This is a genomic window from Rhizobium sp. SRDI969 (assembly GCF_025152725.1).
In the GTDB taxonomy this organism is placed as follows: domain Bacteria; phylum Pseudomonadota; class Alphaproteobacteria; order Rhizobiales; family Rhizobiaceae; genus Rhizobium; species Rhizobium leguminosarum_I.
This window is the reverse complement of the sequence record NZ_CP104035.1, coordinates 1,546,748-1,567,869: the sequence shown is the minus strand read 5'-3', so window position 1 is coordinate 1,567,869 and position 21,122 is coordinate 1,546,748. Positions and strand designations below refer to the sequence as shown.

The 21,122-nt window shown below is 60.9% G+C and carries 26 protein-coding genes; 7 read left to right on the top strand and 19 right to left on the bottom strand.

Annotated features, from left to right (window positions below; translation table 11 throughout):
* Window positions 1-19 precede the first annotated feature (19 nt).
* Window positions 20-643 carry a carboxymuconolactone decarboxylase family protein gene (locus tag N2A41_RS07910; RefSeq protein WP_222384801.1) on the top strand — a complete coding sequence of 208 codons (624 nt, stop codon included), beginning with the start codon at window positions 20-22 and terminating at the stop codon, window positions 641-643.
* A 70-nt stretch (window positions 644-713) separates the two neighbouring features.
* Here the strand turns inward: N2A41_RS07910 and N2A41_RS07905 are convergent, their stop codons facing one another.
* Entirely contained in the window at window positions 714-1,688 is a 975-nt protein-coding gene (locus N2A41_RS07905; protein WP_222384814.1) for an alpha/beta hydrolase, read from the bottom strand.
* A gap of 349 nt (window positions 1,689-2,037) precedes the next feature.
* Between N2A41_RS07905 and N2A41_RS07900 the strand changes: the two genes are divergently transcribed.
* Window positions 2,038-3,042, top strand: coding sequence for a ketopantoate reductase family protein (locus N2A41_RS07900; RefSeq protein WP_260110658.1), 1,005 nt, complete (start codon window positions 2,038-2,040; stop codon window positions 3,040-3,042).
* A gap of 43 nt (window positions 3,043-3,085) precedes the next feature.
* Here N2A41_RS07900 and N2A41_RS07895 read toward each other — a convergent pair whose 3' ends face one another.
* Window positions 3,086-4,081: an alpha/beta fold hydrolase gene (locus N2A41_RS07895; protein WP_260110657.1), complete on the bottom strand. Its 996-nt coding sequence runs from the start codon at window positions 4,079-4,081 to the stop codon at window positions 3,086-3,088.
* Window positions 4,082-4,477: 396 nt separating this feature from the next.
* On the opposite strand from N2A41_RS07895, the gene N2A41_RS07890 reads away from it, so the two are divergent.
* Window positions 4,478-4,786, top strand: coding sequence for a DUF1883 domain-containing protein (locus N2A41_RS07890; RefSeq protein ID WP_017963919.1), 309 nt, complete (start codon window positions 4,478-4,480; stop codon window positions 4,784-4,786).
* A 12-nt stretch (window positions 4,787-4,798) separates the two neighbouring features.
* Here N2A41_RS07890 and N2A41_RS07885 read toward each other — a convergent pair whose 3' ends face one another.
* Both N2A41_RS07885 and N2A41_RS07880 read right to left on the bottom strand, forming a co-directional pair.
* Complete coding sequence (locus tag N2A41_RS07885) at window positions 4,799-6,115, bottom strand: replication-associated recombination protein A (RefSeq protein WP_222384798.1); 1,317 nt, start codon at window positions 6,113-6,115, stop codon at window positions 4,799-4,801.
* Complete coding sequence (locus N2A41_RS07880) at window positions 6,112-7,515, bottom strand: DegQ family serine endoprotease (protein WP_222384797.1); 1,404 nt, start codon at window positions 7,513-7,515, stop codon at window positions 6,112-6,114. Before N2A41_RS07880 ends, N2A41_RS07885 begins: the two co-directional genes overlap by 4 nt.
* A 146-nt stretch (window positions 7,516-7,661) precedes the next feature.
* Here N2A41_RS07880 and N2A41_RS07875 point away from each other — a divergent pair, with 146 nt between their 5' ends.
* Both N2A41_RS07875 and N2A41_RS07870 read left to right on the top strand, forming a co-directional pair.
* The gene (locus tag N2A41_RS07875; protein ID WP_222384796.1) at window positions 7,662-8,042 is read left to right on the top strand and encodes a YkvA family protein; all 381 of its coding nucleotides are present in this window, start codon (window positions 7,662-7,664) and stop codon (window positions 8,040-8,042) included.
* 23 nt (window positions 8,043-8,065) lie between these two features.
* The gene (locus N2A41_RS07870; RefSeq protein ID WP_222384795.1) at window positions 8,066-8,419 is read left to right on the top strand and encodes a lysozyme inhibitor LprI family protein; all 354 of its coding nucleotides are present in this window, start codon (window positions 8,066-8,068) and stop codon (window positions 8,417-8,419) included.
* Window positions 8,420-8,475: 56 nt separating this feature from the next.
* On the opposite strand, the gene ilvD is transcribed toward N2A41_RS07870, so the two are convergent.
* Entirely contained in the window at window positions 8,476-10,314 is a 1,839-nt protein-coding gene (gene ilvD / locus N2A41_RS07865; RefSeq protein WP_260110656.1) for a dihydroxy-acid dehydratase, read from the bottom strand.
* 428 nt (window positions 10,315-10,742) lie between these two features.
* On the opposite strand from ilvD, the gene msrP reads away from it, so the two are divergent.
* Both msrP and msrQ read left to right on the top strand, forming a co-directional pair.
* Window positions 10,743-11,690 (top strand): protein-methionine-sulfoxide reductase catalytic subunit MsrP, encoded by a 948-nt coding sequence (gene msrP, locus N2A41_RS07860; RefSeq protein WP_260110655.1) that lies wholly within the window; start codon window positions 10,743-10,745, stop codon window positions 11,688-11,690.
* Window positions 11,690-12,346 (top strand): protein-methionine-sulfoxide reductase heme-binding subunit MsrQ, encoded by a 657-nt coding sequence (gene msrQ / locus N2A41_RS07855; protein ID WP_222384792.1) that lies wholly within the window; start codon window positions 11,690-11,692, stop codon window positions 12,344-12,346. Before msrP ends, msrQ begins: the two co-directional genes overlap by 1 nt.
* 113 nt (window positions 12,347-12,459) lie before the next feature.
* Here msrQ and N2A41_RS07850 read toward each other — a convergent pair whose 3' ends face one another.
* The 14 genes from N2A41_RS07850 to rpsN form a co-directional block, all read right to left on the bottom strand.
* A complete protein-coding gene (locus tag N2A41_RS07850; RefSeq protein WP_260110654.1) occupies window positions 12,460-12,876 on the bottom strand; it encodes a DUF2809 domain-containing protein in 417 nt (138 codons plus the stop codon).
* 84 nt (window positions 12,877-12,960) lie between these two features.
* Entirely contained in the window at window positions 12,961-13,383 is a 423-nt protein-coding gene (rplQ, locus tag N2A41_RS07845; RefSeq protein WP_003558556.1) for a 50S ribosomal protein L17, read from the bottom strand.
* A 178-nt stretch (window positions 13,384-13,561) separates the two neighbouring features.
* Entirely contained in the window at window positions 13,562-14,572 is a 1,011-nt protein-coding gene (locus N2A41_RS07840; RefSeq protein WP_003547579.1) for a DNA-directed RNA polymerase subunit alpha, read from the bottom strand.
* A gap of 97 nt (window positions 14,573-14,669) precedes the next feature.
* Window positions 14,670-15,059 (bottom strand): 30S ribosomal protein S11, encoded by a 390-nt coding sequence (rpsK, locus tag N2A41_RS07835; protein ID WP_003547577.1) that lies wholly within the window; start codon window positions 15,057-15,059, stop codon window positions 14,670-14,672.
* A 133-nt stretch (window positions 15,060-15,192) separates the two neighbouring features.
* The gene (rpsM, locus tag N2A41_RS07830; RefSeq protein WP_003573772.1) at window positions 15,193-15,561 is read right to left on the bottom strand and encodes a 30S ribosomal protein S13; all 369 of its coding nucleotides are present in this window, start codon (window positions 15,559-15,561) and stop codon (window positions 15,193-15,195) included.
* A gap of 222 nt (window positions 15,562-15,783) precedes the next feature.
* Entirely contained in the window at window positions 15,784-16,434 is a 651-nt protein-coding gene (locus N2A41_RS07825; RefSeq protein ID WP_017963910.1) for an adenylate kinase, read from the bottom strand.
* Window positions 16,431-17,771, bottom strand: a complete 1,341-nt coding sequence (gene secY / locus N2A41_RS07820) for a preprotein translocase subunit SecY (RefSeq protein WP_018067985.1) — start codon at window positions 17,769-17,771, stop codon at window positions 16,431-16,433. Before secY ends, N2A41_RS07825 begins: the two co-directional genes overlap by 4 nt.
* 234 nt (window positions 17,772-18,005) lie before the next feature.
* Window positions 18,006-18,482 carry a 50S ribosomal protein L15 gene (gene rplO / locus N2A41_RS07815; RefSeq protein WP_003547567.1) on the bottom strand — a complete coding sequence of 159 codons (477 nt, stop codon included), beginning with the start codon at window positions 18,480-18,482 and terminating at the stop codon, window positions 18,006-18,008.
* A 16-nt stretch (window positions 18,483-18,498) separates the two neighbouring features.
* Window positions 18,499-18,708 (bottom strand): 50S ribosomal protein L30, encoded by a 210-nt coding sequence (gene rpmD / locus N2A41_RS07810; RefSeq protein WP_003547566.1) that lies wholly within the window; start codon window positions 18,706-18,708, stop codon window positions 18,499-18,501.
* A 14-nt stretch (window positions 18,709-18,722) separates the two neighbouring features.
* Window positions 18,723-19,292, bottom strand: a complete 570-nt coding sequence (rpsE, locus tag N2A41_RS07805; protein WP_017963908.1) for a 30S ribosomal protein S5 — start codon at window positions 19,290-19,292, stop codon at window positions 18,723-18,725.
* 131 nt (window positions 19,293-19,423) lie between these two features.
* On the bottom strand, window positions 19,424-19,786 hold the full coding sequence (rplR, locus tag N2A41_RS07800) for a 50S ribosomal protein L18 (protein ID WP_003547564.1): 363 nt from the start codon (window positions 19,784-19,786) through the stop codon (window positions 19,424-19,426).
* Window positions 19,787-19,798: 12 nt separating this feature from the next.
* Entirely contained in the window at window positions 19,799-20,332 is a 534-nt protein-coding gene (gene rplF, locus N2A41_RS07795; protein ID WP_017963907.1) for a 50S ribosomal protein L6, read from the bottom strand.
* A gap of 42 nt (window positions 20,333-20,374) precedes the next feature.
* Window positions 20,375-20,773, bottom strand: coding sequence for a 30S ribosomal protein S8 (gene rpsH, locus N2A41_RS07790; RefSeq protein WP_003547562.1), 399 nt, complete (start codon window positions 20,771-20,773; stop codon window positions 20,375-20,377).
* 12 nt (window positions 20,774-20,785) lie between these two features.
* Window positions 20,786-21,091 (bottom strand): 30S ribosomal protein S14, encoded by a 306-nt coding sequence (rpsN, locus tag N2A41_RS07785; RefSeq protein WP_003547561.1) that lies wholly within the window; start codon window positions 21,089-21,091, stop codon window positions 20,786-20,788.
* Window positions 21,092-21,122: the final 31 nt, after the last annotated feature.

Genomic DNA, 21,122 nt, shown 5'->3' with positions numbered 1-21,122 from the left:
AATAGAGGAGGATCATGCCATGGCTTTCATTCACACCCCCAATGCATCCGCCAGCGAGAAGACGACGTCGATGTATGCGTCGGCCGAGGCGAATTATGGTTATCTGCCGAACATGTATCGAGCCTTCGGCCATCGGCCTGAGGTGATGGAGAGCTGGGCGGCGCTGCTTTCGAGCATTCGCGGCCATATGAGCCTGCGGCGCTACGAACTGGTGACGCTGGCCGCGGCCAAGGAGCTGAAATCCTCATATTGCATGCTGGCGCACGGCTCGGTGCTGTTGCGCGAGGGTTTCACCGGCGATAGTTTGACGGCTGTTGTCAACGAGACGGAGAAGGCGCCGATCGATGCCGGCGAACGCGCGATCATGGCTTTTGGCGCCAAGGTGGCGCGCGATGCGACATCGGTCACGCAGCAGGATATAGACGGGCTGAAGAAACACGGCCTGAGCGATGCCGAGATCTTCGACGTCACGGCAGCGGCAGCGGCCCGGTGTTTCTTCTCGAAAATGCTGGATGCGCTGGGCGCTGCACCCGACCACGCCTATATCGAGCGGCTGGAGCCGAACGTGCGAAAGGCGCTCAGCGTCGGCCGGGAGGTCGAGCGGCCTCTGGCGCCCTCACCGTCCCGTGGCACACAGCAATGATGTGATGCCTGAGGACGTCGCATCTGCTCTTTTGCGGCTCCAACTCCTCCAGGCCCCATTCCTGCGGCCTCTACTCCTGCGGTTTGTCCGCAAAATGCCGGATTGCAAACTCGGCGATATTCTGGCTCGACCGATCGGCATCGTCGAGCAGCGATGGAAACAGCTGCCACTGATGGGGCATGCCCGGCCAGACCTCGGTGGTGACATCCACGCCCGCCTGGCGCGCCTTGTCGGCAAGCCGCAGCGTGTCGTCCAGCAGGACTTCACCGGAGCCGACCTGCAGCAGCAGCGGTGGAAAGCCGGTCATGTCGGCATAGAGCGGAGACACCCGGGGATCGGCCGGAGACCGGCTGCCGAGATAGGTCTTGCGCAAGGTCTCGATCCAGGCCTTGTCGACCAGCGGATCGCTTTCGGCATTTGTTGTCATCGATCCGCCCGTCGCGGCAAGATCGGTGATGGGGCTGAGAGCAATCACAGCTGCCGGCAACGGCTTTGCCGCCTGCATCTGCCGTAGAACCGTCTCGATCGCGATATTGCCGCCGGCGCCGTCACCCGCCACGACCACGTTCTCGCTGCGATAGCCATTATCGAGAAGCCAGCGATAGGCCGTCAGCGCGTCGTTGATCTGCGCGGGATAGCCATATTCGGGCATCAGCCGATAGTTGATGAGAAAAACGTCGCTGGATGCGGCTTTGGCGAGCGAGCCGGCAAGCAGGCTGTGCGTGCGGATCGAGCCGCTGGAAAAGCCGCCGCCATGAATATAGAGGATCACCCTTTGGCCGATCGGATGATGAAGACGAGCGGGCCACATCAACTCGGCATCCACGCCGTCGGCATCGACCTGCCGAACCTGGATGCGCGTCGGCCCCGGCGTCGCCTCCATCAGCGCCCTGAAAGCAGTCCGCCGCTCCTGCAGGCTATCGGCGCCGGCAAAGTGATCTTTCCAGAGGCCGACGAGTTTTTCGACCTGCTCGTGCGAGGCTGGGCTTTGCGGTCCAATGTCCCGCCCGACCGCAGCCGAGGCGAGCAGCATCAGCACGGCCAACGCGGAAAACAGACCGCTGGGCCACTTTGGTCCTCTTCGATTGGCAGTTGGCAAAATCCGACGGTTCATCAACCTCTCCCGATGATGTTGGCTGTGGTGGCCATGGCGGCATCTTTGGCCAGTTCACGCGTCGGAGTCAAAAGGATGACGGATACGAATCCCGATTTTCCGAGCGATGCAACGACCTCGGCCTGAAGACCGGCATTACCCGTCGCATCCCCATATCTCGGGGATCCGGCGGGCAGCGCCGCTGTGACCGCAGGAAAGCGCATCATGCGGCAAATTAGCATTCGCCTCACGTCTGGAATGACCTAGATCTAGGTTCGATCATCACCGCAAAGAGGCGAGCATGTCCATCAAGTCCATCTGCATCTATGGCGCTGGCGCACTCGGCGGCGCTATCGCCGTCAAGCTTGCAAGCCAAGCCGCAAACGACGCCACCATCTCCGTCGTCGCGCGTGGAGCGCACCTCGACGCCATCCGCGACAACGGTCTCAGCCTGCGCGAAGCCGATGCAGAAAGGCCGCTCAATGTCCGCCTGACTGCGACCGACGATCCCAGCACATTGCCACCGCAGGATCTCGTCATCACCGGCCTCAAGGGGCATCAGCTGGCACCCGCTGCCGAAGGCATTGCAAGCCTCCTCAAGGAAGGTACCCGCGTCGTCATGATCCTCAACGGCATTCCGTGGTGGTATTTTCACCGCGATACCCAGAGCCGGCATGCCGAGCTGCAGTTCGACGAGCTCGATCCCGGCGGCAGGCTCTGGCGGCTGATCGGGCCGGAACGCGTCATCGGCTGCGTCGCTTATCAGGGCGCAGAGGTGATCAATCCCGGCGAGATCCAGCTTGCCAACAACGGCCGCTTCGTGCTCGGCGAGCCCTCGGGCGAAATCTCGCCCGATCTCGAGGCGATCGCCGCGGTGCTGACCGACGCCGGCCTCAACATCACGACGACGCCTGTTATTCGCGACGAGATCTGGAGCAAGCTGATGGGCAATACCGCCTTCAACCCGATCAGTGCGCTGACCAGGGCGCTGATGACCGACATCATGGCAGATCCAGCACTTTCGACCACAGTCGGCACGGTGATGAACGAGGTCCGCGCCGTCGGCGAGGCCTTAGGCGCGCGTTTCAGCATGACCGTCGAGCAGCGGCTCGAACAATCGCGCCATATCGGCGCCGTGCGCACGTCGATGCTGCAGGATCTGATCGGGGGCAAGGCGCTCGAAATCACGCCGCTGGTCGGTATGGTGGTGGCGCTCGGACGCCTCGCTGCCGTGCCGACCCCGGTCTCGGAAACGATCCTGGCGCTGGTGACGCAATTGGATCGGGAAAACCAGCGCGGTAACTGATCGCAGAGGAAAGGGCGGCCGGGGAGAGCCCGGCCGTCTTCCCTTACTTTCCGACCTGCTCGGCCCAGTTCGGCGCCTTGCCGCCGCCATCGAGGAAGGTCACTGCCATATTCGCCATCAGGGGAGAGGCGAAGGTCTCGTAGTGAGTGAGATCGGGCAGGATCGCCAGCCGGTTCTTCGACATGTTTTCCCGCATCCAGCCCGCATCGCCCAGACCGCCGCCGAGCTTGTGGTAGAAGTCGATCATATGCTCGGGCCGGATCATGTCGGCATCGCCGTAGATCAGCATAACCGGCATGGTGAGCTTGGCGACGGCATCGCTATAGTCGATAGGTTCGCGCATCAGGGCGCCCATGGCATCGAGCAGCTTCGGAAATTCGGAAACGTCAGGTGCTACCGCCTTGTAGGAGAGGAACATCGGCGTGTCCTTCATCATGTCGGCCATACCGGCGCCGACGGCCGCCTGCTGCGGCAGCATTTCCGGGAAGAAGCCGTTCTGCGCATAAGGCGCCGACAGTATCACCAGCCGACGCACCTGGTCGGGCGCGTTCGCCGCCATGTTCAACGCTACCCCGCCGCCGAATGAATAGCCGAAGACGTCGACCCTGTCGTAACCGAGCTGCTTCACCAGGATCGCGAGATCGGCGCCGATGGCCGGAAGCTCGATCGGCCGCTTGCCGAGGGGCGTGCGGCCATGGCCCTGCAGATCGACGGCGATCACCTGCCGGTGGTCGGTGAAAACAGGCATGACCGGCGCGAACATCTCGATCTGCCCGAGGCCGCCGTGCAGCAGCAGCAGCGGTTCACCCTCGCCACGGATCTCGTAATAATAGTCGATACCGTTGACCGGCACGCTGCCTTTCCTGACGATCGGCGCGGCGGCCTTCTTCTCCTCGGTGACAGGCGCGGCACCGCCGGCACCCGCCATATCGGGCGCGGCCAAGAATGCGGCAGTGGTTGCGATCATCGAAATCAGCGTCATCTTCGACATGTCCTTGCTCCATGTTTGCATCGATACCGCAAGGACGGCGGTGCTCATGCCTTTCCGACATCACGCTTCGAGATTTCTCGCTTCGGCCTTTATGCCATTCCTATATTTTCATGCCCCGCTCCGAATGGATTTCCTATCGGCCGCAGCAGTAGACTTTCGCCATCACTGCAAAGGTCAAATGCCATGCGAAATGTCATGTCCTCAGGTTTTCAGTTCCCTCGCCCACACAGGATGACTCGCGGCAGTAAGCAGATGCGCGAGAAACGCACCGCCCAGGCGCTGCTCGTCTTTGGCGTAGTGCTCGCCTGTGTCGAACTCTACGTCATTTTCGGCGTGCTCTGAGGCGGAGCGCGAAGACACGAGCTGAAAAGCCGAGTTCCAACTTTTCCTTAACCGACATACTGGTAAAATCGCGTCGCAGAGACTTCAGACGCCACGAGACCGATGAAACCGAATTTCCGCTTCACCCATTACGATCTTAAGGAACAACGCGCCGGAACGATCATCGAGGTGTCGTTGAATGCGGTGAACAATGTCCGCCTGATGACGGCGCCGAATTTCCAGCGGTTCACCGAGGTTCTCGATTTCAAATATATCGGCGGCGTGGCGCGCAAATCGCCGATCAAGATCGCCGTTCCGGAAAGCGGCCACTGGCATGTCATCGTCGATATGGAAGGGCATCACGGGCTTGCGGAATCGTCCGTCAAAGTGATCGCCGCGCCGGCAAATCAAAAGACGCCGCGCGCCTCCTGAGTTCGCCGGGCTTCAGCGCGGATTGCGCTCCTTGCGAAGCTTTGCCCACCACTCCAGCCGCTTGCGGATATCGCGCTCGAAGCCGCGCTCCGGCGGATCGTAGAAGATCTGGCGACCCATCTTCTCCGGGAAATAGTCCTGGCCGGAAAAGGCATCCGGCTCGTCGTGGTCGTATCGGTAGCCGTCGCCGTAACCCTCGCCCTTCATCAGCTTGGTCGGCGCGTTGAGGATATGCTTCGGCGGCAACAGCGAGCCGTTCTGCTTTGCCGCCTGGCTTGCCGCCTTGAAGGCGGTGTAGACGGCATTCGATTTCGGGGCGGTGGCGAGATAGACGCAGGCCTGCGCCAGCGCCAGCTCGCCTTCCGGCGAGCCGAGATACTCATAGGCATCCTTGGCGGCGTTACAGATCACCAGCGCCTGCGGATCCGCAAGACCGATATCCTCCACCGCCATGCGCACCAGCCGCCGGCCGAGATAGAGCGGGTCCTCGCCGGCATCGAACATGCGGGCGAGATAATAGAGCGCGGCATCGGGATCCGAGCCGCGTACGGATTTATGCAGCGCCGAGATCAGGTTGTAGTGGCCGTCCTGCGCCTTGTCGTAGACCGGGGCACGGCGCTGGACGATGCGTGTCAGGCCTTCGGTATCGAAGCTCTCGCCTTCGCGCGCCGCCCGCCAGACTTCTTCGGCGAGCGTCAGCACCGCGCGGCCGTCGCCGTCGGCCATGCGGATCAGGCTGACGCGGGCATCCTCCGCCAGCGGCAGCGGCTTCTGCTCGATCGCCTCAGCACGCTTCAGCAGTTCCTCAAGGCTCTCCTCGTCATGCGACTTGAAGGTCAGCACACGGGCCCGCGACAGCAGAGCGGCGTTGAGCTCAAAGGATGGGTTCTCGGTGGTGGCGCCGACGAGGATGACGGTGCCATCCTCCATGACGGGCAGGAAACTGTCCTGCTGGGCGCGGTTGAAACGATGGATCTCGTCGACGAAGAGCAGCGTCTGACGGCCGTCCATACGCCGCAAGCGGGCAGTCTCGAACACCTTCTTCAGATCGGCGACGCCGGAGAAGATCGCCGATATCTGCTCGAAGGCGAGGCCCGCCTCGCCCGAAAGCAGCCGTGCCACCGTCGTTTTGCCGGTGCCGGGCGGACCCCAGAAGATCATCGAGCCGAGCGAGCCGCTTTCGATCATCCTTTTCAGCACGCCATCCTCACCAGTCAGGTGTTCCTGACCGGTGACATCGGCAAGCGTCTTCGGCCGCAGCCGGTCGGCAAGCGGCCGCCTGGCAGCGACCTCCTCCGGAACACGCGGCGCGAAGAGATCGTTGCTCATCGGAAGAATTGCCGGATGCGCTGGCCGTTGCGCTCTATCTCGACCCGCCAGAGGCCGGGGTCGCTATCGGCGATCTCGGACAGTTCGCTGGTCGACTTCACGTCCGTGCCATTGATCGAAACGATGATATCCTTCGGTTCGAAACCGAGACGGGCAGCAGGCGAATCGTCCTTCACCTCGGATACGACGACGCCTGCCGATTCCGGTGGCATGCGCAGTTCGTCGGCGACCCGCGGCGACAGGTTCTCGACGACGGCGCCGGTAAACGGTGTGTGTCCGCCGATCGTGCGCTGGTCGCGTGGCGAGGTTTCCGGGGCTCGGGCAAGCACCAGCGGCAATTGCTGCTCGCGGCCATTCTCGACGACGGTGAGCTTGACCGAGTTGCCGAGACCGGCCGTCGTCAAGCGGTAGAGCAGCGCATCCGGATGCTCGACGGAAATTCCGTCGACGGCGGTGACGATCTCGCCAGCCTTCAGCCCGGCCTTGGCCGCCGGCCCGCCTTCCGAAACCTTGACGACGAGGGCGCCGCGAGCCTTGTTCAAGCCGAGCGCTTCGGCCACCTCCGATGTCACGGCATCGAAGCTCGCGCCGACATAGGGCCGCTCGAAGGATTTGACGCCGGCATCGGCGGAAGTGAGGAAGACCTTGACCAGATTGGCGGGGATGGCAAAGCCGATGCCGTTCGAGCCGCCGCCGCGTGAGAAGATCGCCGTGTTGATGCCGATCAGCTCGCCCTTCATGTTCATCAGCGCGCCGCCGGAATTGCCGGGATTGATCGAGGCGTCGGTCTGGATGAAGAAGCCGAACTCGTTCCTGACCACCTGGTTGCGAGCAAGTGCGGAGACGATGCCGCTGGTCACCGTCTGGCCGACGCCGAAGGGATTGCCGACCGCCAGCACGAGATCGCCGACCTCAACCGTGTCGGAATTGCCGATCGGTAGCGTCGGGAAGCTCTCCTTGGTATCGATCTTCAGGACGGCAAGATCGACGCGATCATCGCGCAGCACCACCTTGCAGGGGAATTCGCGGCCATCCGACAGCGCTATCTTGATGTCGTCGGCGCCCTCGATGACGTGATTGTTGGTCACGACAGTGCCGTTCGCCTCGACGATGACGCCGGAACCGAGCGAAGACTGCTTTTCCGAACGGTTCGGCATCTGCTGGCCGAAAAACTGCTCGAAGAAGGGGTCGCCGGCAAAGGGCGACTGGCGCTGGACGGTCTTCTCCGCATAGACATTGACGATGGCGCCTGCCGTCTGTTTGACGAGCGGCGCGAAGGAGAGCTGCATCTGCATCTGGCTTTCGGGCACTGTCTTTGCCGTCTGCGCATGGGCGACAGCCGGCAGTACGAGCATCAGAGCGAACAGCGAGACGAAGGCGCGCTTAAAAAAGCCTTGCATGGGTATTCCTTTTGAATCCTCTTGAGGAACGTTGTAGCGCCCGACGCTAGAAAGGAAAGAGGGCGGAAGCATGGAAGAATAAGGCAACGGAACGTCGCGGAAGTGCCACTTAAAGCGATTGCGAATTTGATTCAGGAAGTACGGCCATGCAACTGATATCAAAAGCCAAAATCTGGGCGAAGTCACTGAAGCGTGACATCGTGGCCCTGTGGCTTGCCGCGCGCGATCCGCGCGTGCCGTGGTATGCCAAAGCGGTGGCCGGCGGCGTTGCCGCCTACGCGCTGTCGCCTATCGATCTCATCCCCGATTTCATCCCCATCCTCGGCTATCTCGACGATCTCCTGATCGTTCCGCTCGGCATCATGCTGGCGATCCAGCTCGTGCCAGTAGAGGTGATGAACGAGCTTCGTATGGAGGCGACAAGGCGCATCGAGCGCCCCTCCAGCCGGGTCGGATTGATCTTCATCCTTGCCGTCTGGCTGATCTGCATCATCTTCCTGGCTCTGGCACTGCGCAAGCTCGCCTGATCGGCGGCAACAGGAACATAGGAATGATCACGACACGAACGACGATAGTGGCCCTCGGCTTTGTGATCCTGCTCATCGCATCGGACCTGGCGCAGGCAGCAAGCTTCGATTGCGATGCGAAAGAATTGAAGCCGGATGAAAAAGCGATCTGCGACAACCGCGCGCTCAACGATGCCGACGTGAAGATGGTGACGACCTTCGAGCTGCTCTCCGGCCTGCTGGCGATGGGTTCGCGCGGAACATTGCAGGACGAACAGACGGCCTGGCTGAAGAAACGGCAGGAATGCGGGGCGGATGCCGTCTGTATCAAGGCAGCCTATGACGAGCGGCTGAAGCAGCTTGGCGAGACCTATAAAAACATCAACCGGCCGCTTTGAAAGCGACCGATTGGAAGAGCAACTGACTCTTCATCAGCGGGTCGTAGGTGGATGACCTACCGCGCGTTCAGATCCCGCACAGCGCCGCGATCGGCGCTCGTTGCGAAGGCCGCATAGGCCTTCAGGGCGGTGGTGACGTTGCGCTTGCGGACTTCTGTGGGATACCAGCCCTTGGCATCCTGCTCGGCGCGGCGGGCGGCGAGTTCGGTGTCGCTGACACGCAGGCCGATCGTGCGGTTGGGGATGTCGATGTCGATCATGTCGCCTTCGCGCACCAGGCCGATCGTGCCGCCATTTGCCGCTTCCGGCGAGGCGTGGCCGATCGAGAGGCCGGAAGTGCCGCCGGAGAAGCGGCCGTCGGTGATGAGCGCACAAGCCTTGCCGAGGCCCTTCGACTTCAGATAGCTCGTCGGATAGAGCATTTCCTGCATGCCCGGGCCGCCCTTCGGACCTTCGTAGCGGATGACGACGACGTCGCCGGCGTTCACCTCGTTGGCAAGGATCGCCTTGACCGACGCATCCTGGCTTTCGAAGACGCGGGCGGGGCCGGAGAATTTCAGGATCGATTCATCGACGCCGGCGGTCTTGACGATGCAGCCGTCAATCGCAAGGTTGCCCTTGAGCACGGCAAGGCCACCATCCTTGGAGAAGGGATGCTCGACCGAGCGGATGACGCCGTTTTCGCGGTCGGTGTCGAGTTCATCCCAGCGGGCCTCCTGACTGAAGGCGACCTGGGTCGGGATGCCACCGGGAGCGGCGCGATAAAAGTTGCGCACGGTCTCGCTGTTGGTGCGGGTGATATCCCAGCGATCGATCGCATCGCCCAGCGTCTCGGCATGGACGGTCGGGCAATCGCGGTTCAAGAGACCGCCCTTGTCTAGTTCGCCGAGGATCGACATGATGCCGCCGGCGCGGTGGACGTCTTCCATGTGAACATCGCTCTTGGCGGGTGCGACCTTCGACAGGCATGGCACCCGGCGCGACAGCGCATCGATATCAGTCATGGTGAAATCGATCTCGCCTTCATGGGCGGCAGCAAGGATGTGCAGGACCGTATTGGTCGAGCCGCCCATGGCGATGTCGAGCGCCATGGCATTCTCGAAGGCCTGCTTGGAGGCGATGGTGCGCGGCAGCGCCTTGACGTCGTCCTGCTCGTAGTAACGGCGGGCGAGATCGACGATCAGATGGCCGGCCTCGACGAAGAGGCGCTTGCGGTCGGCGTGGGTGGCAAGCGTCGAGCCGTTGCCAGGCAGCGACAGGCCAAGCGCTTCCGTCAGGCAGTTCATCGAATTGGCGGTGAACATGCCGGAGCAGGAGCCGCAGGTCGGACAGGCAGAGCGTTCGATGGTCTGGACGTCCTCGTCGCTGATCTTGTCATCGGCTGCGGCGACCATGGCATCGACGAGGTCGAGCGCATGCGTCTTGCCGTGCAGCACGACCTTGCCGGCTTCCATCGGACCGCCCGAAACGAAGACGGTCGGGATATTAAGGCGCAGCGACGCCATCAACATGCCAGGGGTGATCTTGTCGCAGTTGGAGATGCAGACCATGGCGTCGGCGCAATGGGCATTGACCATGTATTCGACGCTGTCGGCGATGAGCTCACGCGAGGGCAGCGAATAAAGCATGCCGTCATGGCCCATGGCGATGCCGTCATCAACGGCGATCGTGTTGAATTCCTTGGCGACACCGCCGGCCGCCTCGATTTCGCGGGCAACGAGCTGGCCAAGGTCCTTCAGGTGCACGTGGCCGGGCACGAACTGGGTGAAGGAATTCACCACGGCGATGATCGGCTTGCCGAAATCCGAATCCTTCATGCCCGTGGCGCGCCAAAGGCCGCGGGCGCCTGCCATGTTGCGGCCATGGGTCGTGGTTCTGGAACGGTAAGCTGGCATCGGTGTCTTCCTCAACGTGTCGGAATTATCAGGCGAAGCCGGGCGGCATGGAGCCTGCGGGCCGGCAAACGCTGCTTTTTGGGATTGTCCTAATCCAATCGACAGGGGCTGTCACTACCGGGAAGCCCAAATCCGGTACGCCGGGGAGAAGCGCCATGAGACCCATCGATCATATACGCTTCGACACGGCGTTTTGTTACAGCCTATTCCATCACGACCGAACACAAAAAATTGGCTTCCCGTCAGCAATCTTCAAGGCTTAGACACTATAGCGCCGCACGTCGTTTCAGATGCGCACAGGACGCAGTACACGTTGAATTGCTGCATAATTCCTAAATCGATTCTGATTAGGAATTATGCAGCAATATAGACATGCCGGCGGTTCGTTTAAGGGCTATATTTCAGGATATCCGCCGAGGAGGTTCGACATGCCAAACTATTGCCCACCGAAGATCGCGTCGTCGGAGATCACGCCGCGCCAGATCTATGTGCGCCGCCGTGAATTCCTGGGCGCGGCAGCGCTTGGCGCCATGGCGCTCTACGGCGCTGGCAAGGCAAGCGCTGCGGCGCTCTCCGCCGTTGAGAGCAAGTACAAGGTCGACGAGAAGGCGACGCCGATCAAGGACGTCACAACCTACAATAATTTCTACGAGTTCGGCCTCGACAAGGGCGATCCAGCAGCTCTTTCCGGCGATTTCAAGCCGCTGCCCTGGACGATCAAGGTCGACGGCATGGTCAACAAGCCAGGCACCTTCGACCTCGAGGCGCTCATAAAAGAATTCCCGATCGAGGAGCGCACCTATCGCATGCGCTGCGTCGAGGCCTGGTCGATGGTCATCCCCTGGGACGGCTTTCCGCTGGCATCGCTGCTCGACAAGGTCGAGCCGCTGGGCAGCGCCAAATACGTCGCCTTCGAAACCGTGGTGCGGCCGGAGGAGATGCCTGGGCAGAAGGGTTTCTTCCAGTCACTCGACTGGCCCTATGTCGAGGGTCTGCGCCTGGATGAGGCGCGCCATCCGCTGACACTGCTGGCTGTCGGGCTCTATGGCGAAACGCTGCCGAGCCAGAACGGCGCGCCGATCCGGCTCGTCGTGCCGTGGAAATACGGTTTCAAGGGCATCAAGTCGATCATCAGGATCACACTCACCGACCAGCAGCCGAAGAATACCTGGCAGGTCACCAACGCGCAGGAGTATGGCTTCTACGCCAACGTCAACCCTGAGGTCGACCATCCGCGTTGGAGCCAGGCCAGCGAACGGCGCATCGGCGAGAGCGGCTTCTTCGGCGCGAGCCGCCATCCCACCCTGCCCTTCAACGGCTATGCCGACGAAGTGGCAAGCCTTTATGCCGGCATGGACCTGAAGGCGAATTTCTGATGGCGGAACTGTCGCTCGCCATCCCGAAGCGCTGGCAACCCGCCTCCGTCTGGCTGCTTTATGTCGTTGGGCTCTTGCCTGCGGCGTGGACGTTCTATCTCGGCGCAACCGATCAGCTCGGCGCCGATCCGGTCAAGACCTTCGAGCGTTTTCTTGGGCTCTGGACGATCCGTTTCCTGATCGCAACACTTGCCGTTTCCCCTGCCCGTGAGCTCTTCGGCTGGAACTATCTCCGCTATCGCCGCGCGCTTGGCCTGCTGGCCTTCTATTACGCGCTGATGCATTTCACCGTCTACATGGTCCTCGATCAGGCGATGGATATTTCCGCCGTCATCAACGACGTGCTGAAGCGCCCCTTCATCATGTTCGGCATGGCCGGGCTTGCGATGCTCATTCCGCTGGCGGTGACATCCAACAATCTCTCGATCCGCCGCCTCGGCAAGAACTGGATCTGGCTGCACCGCCTCGTCTACATCATCGCCGCCTGCGGGGCGCTGCACTTCGCTCTCTCGACCAAGATCCTCGACCTCGAGCAATATATCTATGTCGGGCTGATCATCGCGCTCATCCTCTATCGCTCCTACCGGCCAATCGCACGCAACAGGCAGAAGGGCAAAGGGCGGACGCGCAATCGCGCAATGGCGTCGGCTTCGTGAGACGGCAGGTTTGGCGCATAACCCCGAAAATCGGAATCGATTTTCGGGAAGGGTTATGCGCTGTTTCAAAGCGATAGAGCGTCCTTAGCGCGTCTGAAAAGACGCGCGGCGCTCTAACGAGGACGCAACGCAGTCCGGCGCGCCGGATCCAAGGCGCAGGCCGCAGCTATGCCGATTGCATAAGCCAGCATGTTCCAAAGCGAAAAGACTCGGCCAAGCAGCAGCGCACCGGCCGTGGTCAGCCGAAACGCGCCGAGCCAGGGCGTGTGATAGAGCCGGAACAATTCAACTGAGATTGCTGTGAACAGAGCCGTGACAGCAATTGCTGCCGGCCGTAACCTTGCGACAAAGAGCGCCACGAGCAAATAGACCATCGCTCCCCAGAGTGCGGATCCACCATATTTGACGACGGTGAAGGGCAGATCGGCTGCATAGCCAAACCAGCGGAGCACCAGCCCGAGAACGATGACGAGAAACAGGGCGGCGAGACGAAGGAACTGCGGTGAGCGAGCCTGAATGATTTTGCGCAATGGAGCCGGTCCCGTCACTATATCAGAAACAAAAACAGCCGGGCTTTGCAGCCCGGCTGTTTTGTTTCCGCCGAAGCGGAAGACTTAAGCAGCGACGGCCTGCTCTTCGGCAGCGACGCGGGCCTTGTCGGCTGCGCCCTTGGCATAGGCATCGCGGTCAACGAATTCGATCACAGCCATGGCGGCATTGTCGCCCTGGCGGAAGCCCGCCTTCATGATGCGCAGGTAGCCCCCGTTGCGGGTGGCGTAGCGGGTTGCGATCGTGTCGAACAGCTTCGAAACGACGGCCGCATCGCGGATCTGCGAGATCGCCTGACGGCGAGCATGCAGGTCGCCGCGCTTGCCGAGCGTGACGAGCTTCTCGACGATCGGACGGATTTCCTTGGCCTTCGGCAGGGTCGTGACGATCTGCTCGTGGGTAATCAGCGAAGCCGCCATGTTGGCGAACATCGCCTTGCGGTGGCTTGCAGTTCTATTCAGCTTGCGGCCGGCTTTACCATGGCGCATTGCTATTCTCCTTTAATGCAGGTGCCCTTGACACTAAGTGGGCCTGCCGTTTCCTGGCACATGCAGGCGATCGGCCTGCTGTTTGACGGGGAAAGGCAGCCGAAAGAGCCTGCCTTTTGTTATGTTCTTGCGATCGGCGTGCGGGCGGAAAACCGCTTTACACTTTTCCTCACGCCGCTCAGTACTGGTCTTCGTAACGCTTGGCGAGATCTTCGATGTTCTCGGGCGGCCATGCCGGCACTTCCATGCCGAGGTGCAGGCCCATGGAAGCGAGAACTTCCTTGATTTCGTTCAGCGACTTGCGACCAAAATTCGGCGTGCGGAGCATTTCTGCTTCGGTCTTCTGAATGAGGTCGCCGATGTAGACGATGTTGTCGTTCTTCAGGCAGTTTGCCGAACGGACCGACAGTTCGAGTTCGTCCACCTTCTTCAGGAGAGCCGGGTTGAAAGCGAGTTCGGTGACTGCTTCCTCTTCGGTTTCCTTCTGCGGCTCGTCGAAGTTGACGAAGACGCCAAGCTGATCCTGGAGGATGCGCGCCGCAAAAGCGACGGCGTCTTCGCCGGTGATCGAGCCATCGGTTTCGATGGTCATGTTCAGCTTGTCGTAGTCGAGAACCTGTCCTTCGCGGGTATTTTCAACCTTGTAGGACACCTTCTTGACCGGCGAATAGAGGCTGTCGACCGGGATGAGACCGATCGGAGCATCTTCCGCACGATTGCGTTCGGCCGGAACGTAGCCCTTGCCGTTGTTGACGGTGAATTCCATGCGGATCTCGGCACCCTCGTCGAGCGTGCAAATGACATGCTCGGGGTTGAGGATTTCGATATCGCCGACCGTCTGAATGTCGCCAGCCGTGACAACGCCCGGGCCCTGCTTACGCACGACCATGCGCTTCGCGTCGTCGCCATCCATCTTGATGGCGATTTCCTTGATGTTGAGCACGATGTCCGTCACGTCTTCGCGGACGCCCGGAATCGAGGAGAATTCATGCAGCACGCCATCGATCTGCACCGCCGTGACGGCAGCACCGCGCAGCGAGGAGAGCAGAACGCGACGAAGCGCGTTGCCGAGGGTGAGGCCGAAGCCGCGCTCCAGCGGTTCGGCAACAAGCGTCGCCCTGGTGCGCGAGCTCGAGGAGAACTCCACCTTGTTCGGCTTGATCAGTTCCTGCCAGTTCTTCTGAATCATGAGTTTGCCTTCCGTTCGTTGCCACCATCCAATCGTGGCAACCGAGCTTGAAAACCACCGGGAACGCGCAAGCGCTCACCGGTGACGAGAGCGATGATCAGACGCGGCGCTTCTTGCGCGGACGGCAGCCATTGTGCGGGATCGGGGTCACGTCGCGGATGGACGTGATCATGAAACCTGCAGCCTGGAGCGCGCGCAGAGCCGATTCACGACCCGAACCCGGACCGCAGACTTCGACTTCCAGCGACTTCATGCCGTGCTCCTGGGCCTTCTTGGCGCAGTCTTCGGCAGCGATCTGGGCAGCGAACGGGGTCGACTTGCGCGAGCCCTTGAAGCCCTTGGCGCCAGCCGACGACCAGGCGATCGCATTGCCCTGCGCATCGGTGATGGTGATCATCGTGTTGTTGAAGGTCGAGTTGACGTGAGCGACACCCGACGAGATATTCTTGCGCTCGCGACGGCGAACGCGGACGGCTTCCTTAGCCATGGTATTCCTTTCGTTGATCTCTTCACCGCCGTAATGCCAGCGGCTACACCGGAACGGCGCCTATATGGTCCCGCTCCAAACTCAAAAGAGGCCGGCGCAGACCACCAGCCTCCCTACCCCGGTTTCCCGGAAATTACTTCTTCTTGCCAGCGATTGCCTTTGCCGGGCCCTTGCGGGTGCGGGCATTGGTGTGCGTGCGCTGACCGCGGACCGGAAGGCCGCGGCGATGACGCAGGCCGCGGTAGCAGCCGAGGTCCATCAGGCGCTTGATGTTCATCGCGGTATCGCGACGAAGATCGCCTTCGACCTGATAGTCGCGGTCGATGGCTTCGCGGATCTGAAGGACTTCTGCGTCCGTCAGCTGATGCACACGACGTTCGGCCGGGATACCGACCTTTTCGACGATTTCCTGTGCGAATTTCGGACCAATCCCGTGAATGTAGGTCAGCGCAATAACAACGCGCTTCGCAGTCGGGATGTTGACGCCAGCGATACGTGCCACGCCTGTTCTCCTTGCATTCCAGTTGCCATCCGGCAAGTGGGCTTCGTTATGCGGCTCTTGAGAACCGCCCGTTCAGATTTACGTCCGTAACATGTCAAAACGACCGCACCCGGACTTCCTTGGGAAATCCGCGCCGATCGCATGGAATGTCGCGAGTTGGCGCGGTGTTTAGCGGAATCACTGCTGAAAAGCAACCGTTCCGCCAAGTTTATTTTCAAAGCCTTAAAGCTTGGAAAGAATGCTTTCGACCTCGGCCGTCACCTGATCGATCTCGGCCATGCCGTCCACGGACTTCAGTTTGCCCTTGGCATGGTAATAGCCGATCAGCGGCGAAGTTTCCTTGTAGTAGACCTGCAGCCGGGCCGTCATGGTCTCCGGAGTGTCATCAGGACGGCGCTTGAAGTGCGTCGAACCGCACTTGTCGCACACGCCCTCAGCAGCCGGAACCTTATCGGTATCGTGATAGACGCTGCCACACTGTGCACAGGAGTAGCGACCGGCAACACGTCGAATCAACTCATCATCATCGACACGGAATTCAATGACGACGGAGAGGCCGAGACCCTTTGCCTTCAGCATCGCCTCGGTAGCATCAGCCTGGACGAGCGTCCTGGGGAAGCCGTCGAGAATGAAGCCGTTGGCGCAATCGGGTTGATCGATACGCTCGGAAACGATGGCAATGACGATCTCATCCGAGACGAGCTTGCCGGCGTCCATGACCGCCTTCGCGCGCTTGCCGACATCCGTGCCGGCGTTAACCGCTGCACGCAGCATGTCCCCCGTGGAAAGCTGCGGAATGCCGTGCTTTTCCACGATCCGCTGGGCCTGGGTTCCCTTACCCGCGCCCGGCGGCCCCAAAAGGATAAGTCTCATCGCCCCCTCTTTCCTCCACGCAACTTCGATTTCTTGATCAGGCCTTCGTATTGCTGCGCGATCAGGTGACCCTGGATCTGTGCAACCGTATCAAGAGTTACGCTAACCACGATCAAAAGCGAAGTCCCACCAAGGGATAACGGGATGCCGGTTTGCGACACCAAGATCTCCGGAAGGATGCAGACGAAGACGAGATAGATTGCGCCGATCACCGTGATGCGGGTCAGCACGTAGTCGATATATTCGGCGGTGCGCTCGCCCGGACGGATGCCGGGAATGAAGCCGCCATGCTTCTTCAGATTGTCGGCCGTGTCCTTCGGATTGAAGACGATGGCCGTATAGAAGAAGGCGAAGAAGGCGATCAGCGCGCCGTACAGCACCATGTAGAGAGGCTGACCATGGCCGAGAGCCGCGACGATCGATGTCACCCAGGAGGGCATTGCCGAGGTGTTGGCGAAACCCGCGACCGTTGCCGGCAGCAGCAGCAGCGACGATGCGAAGATCGCCGGAATGACACCCGATGTGTTGAGCTTGAGCGGCAGGTGCGAAGTATCGCCCTGGAACATCCGATTGCCAACCTGACGCTTCGGATACTGAATCAGCAGCCGGCGCTGGGCGCGCTCGACGAAGACGATGATGCCGATGACGGCGATCGCGACGATGATGACGAGCAGGATGAGGAAGGTCGACAGCGCACCGGTGCGGCCGAGTTCGAGCGTGCCGGCAAGGGCAGTCGGAAGGCCGGCGGCAATGCCGGCGAAAATGATCAGCGAGATGCCGTTGCCGATGCCGCGCGAGGTGATCTGCTCGCCGAGCCACATCAGGAACATCGTGCCGCCGAGCAGCGTCAGAACGGTGGAAACACGGAAGAACCAGCCCGGCTCGACGACGAGGCCCTGGCCACTCTCAAGGCCGGCGGCAATGCCATAGGCCTGGAGCGCACCGAGGATGACGGTACCATAGCGGGTATACTGGTTGATGATCTTACGGCCCTGCTCGCCTTCCTTCTTGAGGTTTTCGAGCGCCGGCACGACCGAGGTCATGAGCTGCACGATGATCGAAGCGGAGATATAGGGCATGATGCCGAGCGCGAAGATCGCCATGCGCTGAACAGCGCCGCCCGAGAACATGTTGAAAAGGCCGAGAATGCCACCTGCCTGGCCGCGGAAAGCCTGGGCATAGGCTTCGGGATTGAGACCCGGAAGCGGAATATGCGTGCCAAGTCGGTAGACGAGGAGAGCGGCCAGTGTGAACCACAAGCGCTTCTTCAGATCCTCGGCTTTGGCGAAGGTCGAAAAATTGAGGTTGGATGCCAATTGTTCCGCTGCAGAAGCCATGCGTTTCTCCGCGCTACCAATTCCGGCGTCTCTGAGGGACAGACCGGACCCGGAATCAGTATGAAATTATTCAAAACCGGGCTCAGGACGGATTGCGGCGCAACCCCATGCCTCACCCTTGTTTTCGAGTCTTACCGGCATGACGCGGGCGCGCCAGCCAAGTTTTTGTGAGGCCCACATATGGGAGCAAAATCGCCCGGTGTGAAGCACCCCGGGCGATATATCATCAGATTATTATTCGGCTGCAGCCGGAGCCGAAAGCAGCGTCACTGTGCCACCGGCCTTTTCGATCTTCTCGACGGCAGGCTTGGAGGCGCCTGCAACGACGATGGTGATCTTGGCCTTGATCTCGCCGTCGGCGAGAACGCGAACACCATCCTTGACGCGGCGGATGACACCAGCAGCCTTGAGGGCAGCTGCGTCAACGGTCGTCTTGGCATCGAGCTTGCCGGCGTCGATCGCCGTCTGGATACGGGCCAGCGACACGACAACAAAATCGGAAGCGAAAATGTTGTTGAAACCGCGCTTCGGCAGGCGACGATAGATCGGCATCTGGCCGCCTTCGAAGCCATTGATGGCGACGCCCGAACGGGACTTCTGACCCTTCACGCCGCGACCACCAGTCTTGCCCGAGCCCGAGCCGATACCGCGGCCGAGGCGCTTGCGGCTGTGGGTCGAGCCTTCATTGTCCTTGATTTCATTGAGTTTCATGAGCGTTTCCTCCGTCTCACTTCTCGTCGACGACGCGAACGAGATGCTGGACAGCACGGATCATGCCACGAACGGAAGGGGTATCCTCCAGCGTGCGGCGACGGTGCATCTTGTTCAGTCCGAGACCGATCAGCGTGCGCTGCTGGACATCCGGACGGCGGATCGGGCTGCCGATCTGTTCGATCGTGACAGTCTTCGCTTCAGCCTTCTTAGTAGCCTTGGCCATCTGTCAAACTCCTCTTATTCTTCAGAGGCGTTGCCGGAGGCGCCACGACGAGCCTGCAGCGTTGCATACTTGATGCCGCGCTGAGCTGCGATGTCCTTCGGGTGAACCTGGTGCTTCAGAGCGTCGAAGGTGGCGCGAACCATGTTATAGGGGTTCGACGAACCGGTCGACTTGGCGACGACGTCATGCATGCCGAGCGTCTCGAATACGGCGCGCATCGGACCACCGGCGATGATGCCGGTACCAACCTTGGCCGAGCGCAGCAGAACCTTGCCGGCGCCATGGCGGCCATGGACGTCGTGATGCAGCGTACGGCCGTCACGCAGCGGTACGAAGATCAGTTCGCGCTTGGCGGCTTCGGTTGCCTTGCGGATGGCTTCCGGCACTTCACGTGCCTTGCCATGGCCGAAGCCGACGCGGCCCTTCTGGTCGCCAACGACGACGAGTGCTGCGAAACCAAAACGACGGCCGCCCTTGACGACCTTGGCGACGCGGTTGATCGCGACAAGCTTGTCGACGAATTCGCTATCGCGCTCTTCGCGGCTCTGGCGGTCGTCCCGCTGCGGCCTTCTTTCCTGTGCCATTGTCCTCTTCCTTTTTCTTTTCCGGGTGCAATCGGCAAACAAATGTGGACCGCATCAGCCTCCCCTTTCGGAGAGCGCCTGCGGTCCGGCGAAAATCCGGCCGGCGCCTGAGGCATCCGGCCGGAAACTGATCAGAAGGTGAGACCGCCTTCGCGGGCCGCTTCGGCGAGAGCCTTGATGCGGCCGTGATAGATGAAGGCGCCACGGTCGAACACGACTTCCGTAACACCGGCCTTGGAGGCGCGCTCTGCGAGGAGCTTGCCCACAACGGTAGCGGCGGCGGTATCGGCACCGGTCTTCAGAGAACCGCGCAGATCCTTCTCGAGGGTGGAGGCAGACGCAAGCGTCTTGCCGGCCACGTCATCGATGACCTGGGCGTAGATGTTCTTCGAGGAGCGATGAACCGACAGGCGCGGACGGCCGTTGGCCACCGACTTGAGATGACGGCGCACGCGGTTGGCACGACGTGCAAGTGCTTCTTTCCTGCTAGCCATTTCGCGTGATCCTTACTTCTTCTTGCCTTCTTTGCGGACGATCCGCTCGTCAGCGTACTTGACGCCCTTGCCCTTGTAGGGCTCAGGACCGCGATATTCGCGGATTTCGGCGGCAACCTGACCGACCTGCTGCTTATTGATGCCGCTGACGACGATTTCCGTCGGCTTCGGAACAACGATCGAGATACCGACCGGCGGCTCGTAGATCACGTCATGGCTGAAACCGAGGGCCAGCTGCAGGTTCTTGCCCTGCATGGCGGCGCGGTAACCAACGCCGTTGATTTCAAGCTTGCGCTCGAAACCGTCCTTGACGCCCTTGAAGATGCCTTCGATCATCGTGCGGGACATGCCCCACTTTGCGCGCGCATCCTTGGTCTGGTTCACCGGCGTCACGACGACGGCGTTATTTTCAAGCTTGAGGCTGATTTCGTCGTTAGCAACGAAAAACAGCTCGCCCTTCGGGCCCTTTGCAGTCACCTTCTGGCCATCGACCGTAGCCGTGATCCCAGCAGGCACCTGAACGGGCTTTTTACCGATACGAGACATGTTTCAATCCTGTCTGTTCGCTATGGAGATCCCTGCTCGATCTTAGAAGACCGAGCAAAGAACCTCGCCACCAACGTTCTGTTCGCGAGCCTGGTGATCGGCCATCACACCCTTCGGAGTCGAAAGGATAGTGATGCCGAGACCGTTCGCGACCTGCGGAATGGACTTGACCGAGACATAAACCCGGCGGCCCGGCTTGGACACACGGCCGATCTCACGGATCACCGATGCGCCTTCATAATATTTCAGCTCGATGCTGAGTTCCGACTTGCCATTGCCGAAATCGACAACGGAGTAGCCACGGATGTAGCCTTCGGACTGCAGAACATCGAGAACACGTGCACGGAGCTTCGAAGCAGGCGTCGAGACCGACGACTTGCGGCGGGAAGCGCCGTTACGGATGCGAGTGAGCATATCGCCCAACGGATCAGTCATTGTCATGTAACCTGCTCCTTACCAGCTCGACTTGACGATACCCGGCACCTTGCCGAGATTGCCGAGTTCACGCAGCGCAATACGCGACATGCGCAGTTTGCGGTAATATGCGCGCGGACGCCCCGAAACTTCGCAACGGTTGCGAATACGGGTCTTCGATCCATCACGCGGCAGGGATGCCAGCTTGATCGAGGCCTTGAACCGCTCTTCGATCGGAAGAGCCTGGTTCATGATGATCGCCTTCAACCCAGCCCGCTTAGCGGCCTGGTTAGCGACCGTAGTACGGCGGCGCTTGTTCTTTTCAACTGCGCTTGTCTTCGCCATGTCAGGTTCCTTTTCTACGCTCGTCGTTACG

Excerpts from the sequence above, each read along its gene's own strand:
- N2A41_RS07910 (WP_222384801.1), top strand. The coding sequence starts at position 20 with ATGGCTTTCATTCACACCCCCAATGCATCCGCCAGCGAGAAGACGACG.
- N2A41_RS07900 (WP_260110658.1), top strand. The coding sequence starts at position 2,038 with ATGTCCATCAAGTCCATCTGCATCTATGGCGCTGGCGCACTCGGCGGC.
- N2A41_RS07895 (WP_260110657.1), bottom strand. The coding sequence starts at position 4,081 with ATGAGCACCGCCGTCCTTGCGGTATCGATGCAAACATGGAGCAAGGAC.
- N2A41_RS07890 (WP_017963919.1), top strand. The coding sequence starts at position 4,478 with ATGAAACCGAATTTCCGCTTCACCCATTACGATCTTAAGGAACAACGC.
- N2A41_RS07885 (WP_222384798.1), bottom strand. The coding sequence starts at position 6,115 with ATGAGCAACGATCTCTTCGCGCCGCGTGTTCCGGAGGAGGTCGCTGCC.
- N2A41_RS07880 (WP_222384797.1), bottom strand. The coding sequence starts at position 7,515 with ATGCAAGGCTTTTTTAAGCGCGCCTTCGTCTCGCTGTTCGCTCTGATG.
- N2A41_RS07875 (WP_222384796.1), top strand. The coding sequence starts at position 7,662 with ATGCAACTGATATCAAAAGCCAAAATCTGGGCGAAGTCACTGAAGCGT.
- N2A41_RS07870 (WP_222384795.1), top strand. The coding sequence starts at position 8,066 with ATGATCACGACACGAACGACGATAGTGGCCCTCGGCTTTGTGATCCTG.
- ilvD (WP_260110656.1), bottom strand. The coding sequence starts at position 10,314 with ATGCCAGCTTACCGTTCCAGAACCACGACCCATGGCCGCAACATGGCA.
- msrP (WP_260110655.1), top strand. The coding sequence starts at position 10,743 with ATGCCAAACTATTGCCCACCGAAGATCGCGTCGTCGGAGATCACGCCG.
- msrQ (WP_222384792.1), top strand. The coding sequence starts at position 11,690 with ATGGCGGAACTGTCGCTCGCCATCCCGAAGCGCTGGCAACCCGCCTCC.
- rplQ (WP_003558556.1), bottom strand. The coding sequence starts at position 13,383 with ATGCGCCATGGTAAAGCCGGCCGCAAGCTGAATAGAACTGCAAGCCAC.
- N2A41_RS07840 (WP_003547579.1), bottom strand. The coding sequence starts at position 14,572 with ATGATTCAGAAGAACTGGCAGGAACTGATCAAGCCGAACAAGGTGGAG.
- rpsK (WP_003547577.1), bottom strand. The coding sequence starts at position 15,059 with ATGGCTAAGGAAGCCGTCCGCGTTCGCCGTCGCGAGCGCAAGAATATC.
- N2A41_RS07825 (WP_017963910.1), bottom strand. The coding sequence starts at position 16,434 with ATGAGACTTATCCTTTTGGGGCCGCCGGGCGCGGGTAAGGGAACCCAG.
- secY (WP_018067985.1), bottom strand. The coding sequence starts at position 17,771 with ATGGCTTCTGCAGCGGAACAATTGGCATCCAACCTCAATTTTTCGACC.
- rplO (WP_003547567.1), bottom strand. The coding sequence starts at position 18,482 with ATGAAACTCAATGAAATCAAGGACAATGAAGGCTCGACCCACAGCCGC.
- rpmD (WP_003547566.1), bottom strand. The coding sequence starts at position 18,708 with ATGGCCAAGGCTACTAAGAAGGCTGAAGCGAAGACTGTCACGATCGAA.
- rpsE (WP_017963908.1), bottom strand. The coding sequence starts at position 19,292 with ATGGCACAGGAAAGAAGGCCGCAGCGGGACGACCGCCAGAGCCGCGAA.
- rplR (WP_003547564.1), bottom strand. The coding sequence starts at position 19,786 with ATGGCTAGCAGGAAAGAAGCACTTGCACGTCGTGCCAACCGCGTGCGC.
- rplF (WP_017963907.1), bottom strand. The coding sequence starts at position 20,332 with ATGTCTCGTATCGGTAAAAAGCCCGTTCAGGTGCCTGCTGGGATCACG.
- rpsH (WP_003547562.1), bottom strand. The coding sequence starts at position 20,773 with ATGACAATGACTGATCCGTTGGGCGATATGCTCACTCGCATCCGTAAC.
- rpsN (WP_003547561.1), bottom strand. The coding sequence starts at position 21,091 with ATGGCGAAGACAAGCGCAGTTGAAAAGAACAAGCGCCGCCGTACTACG.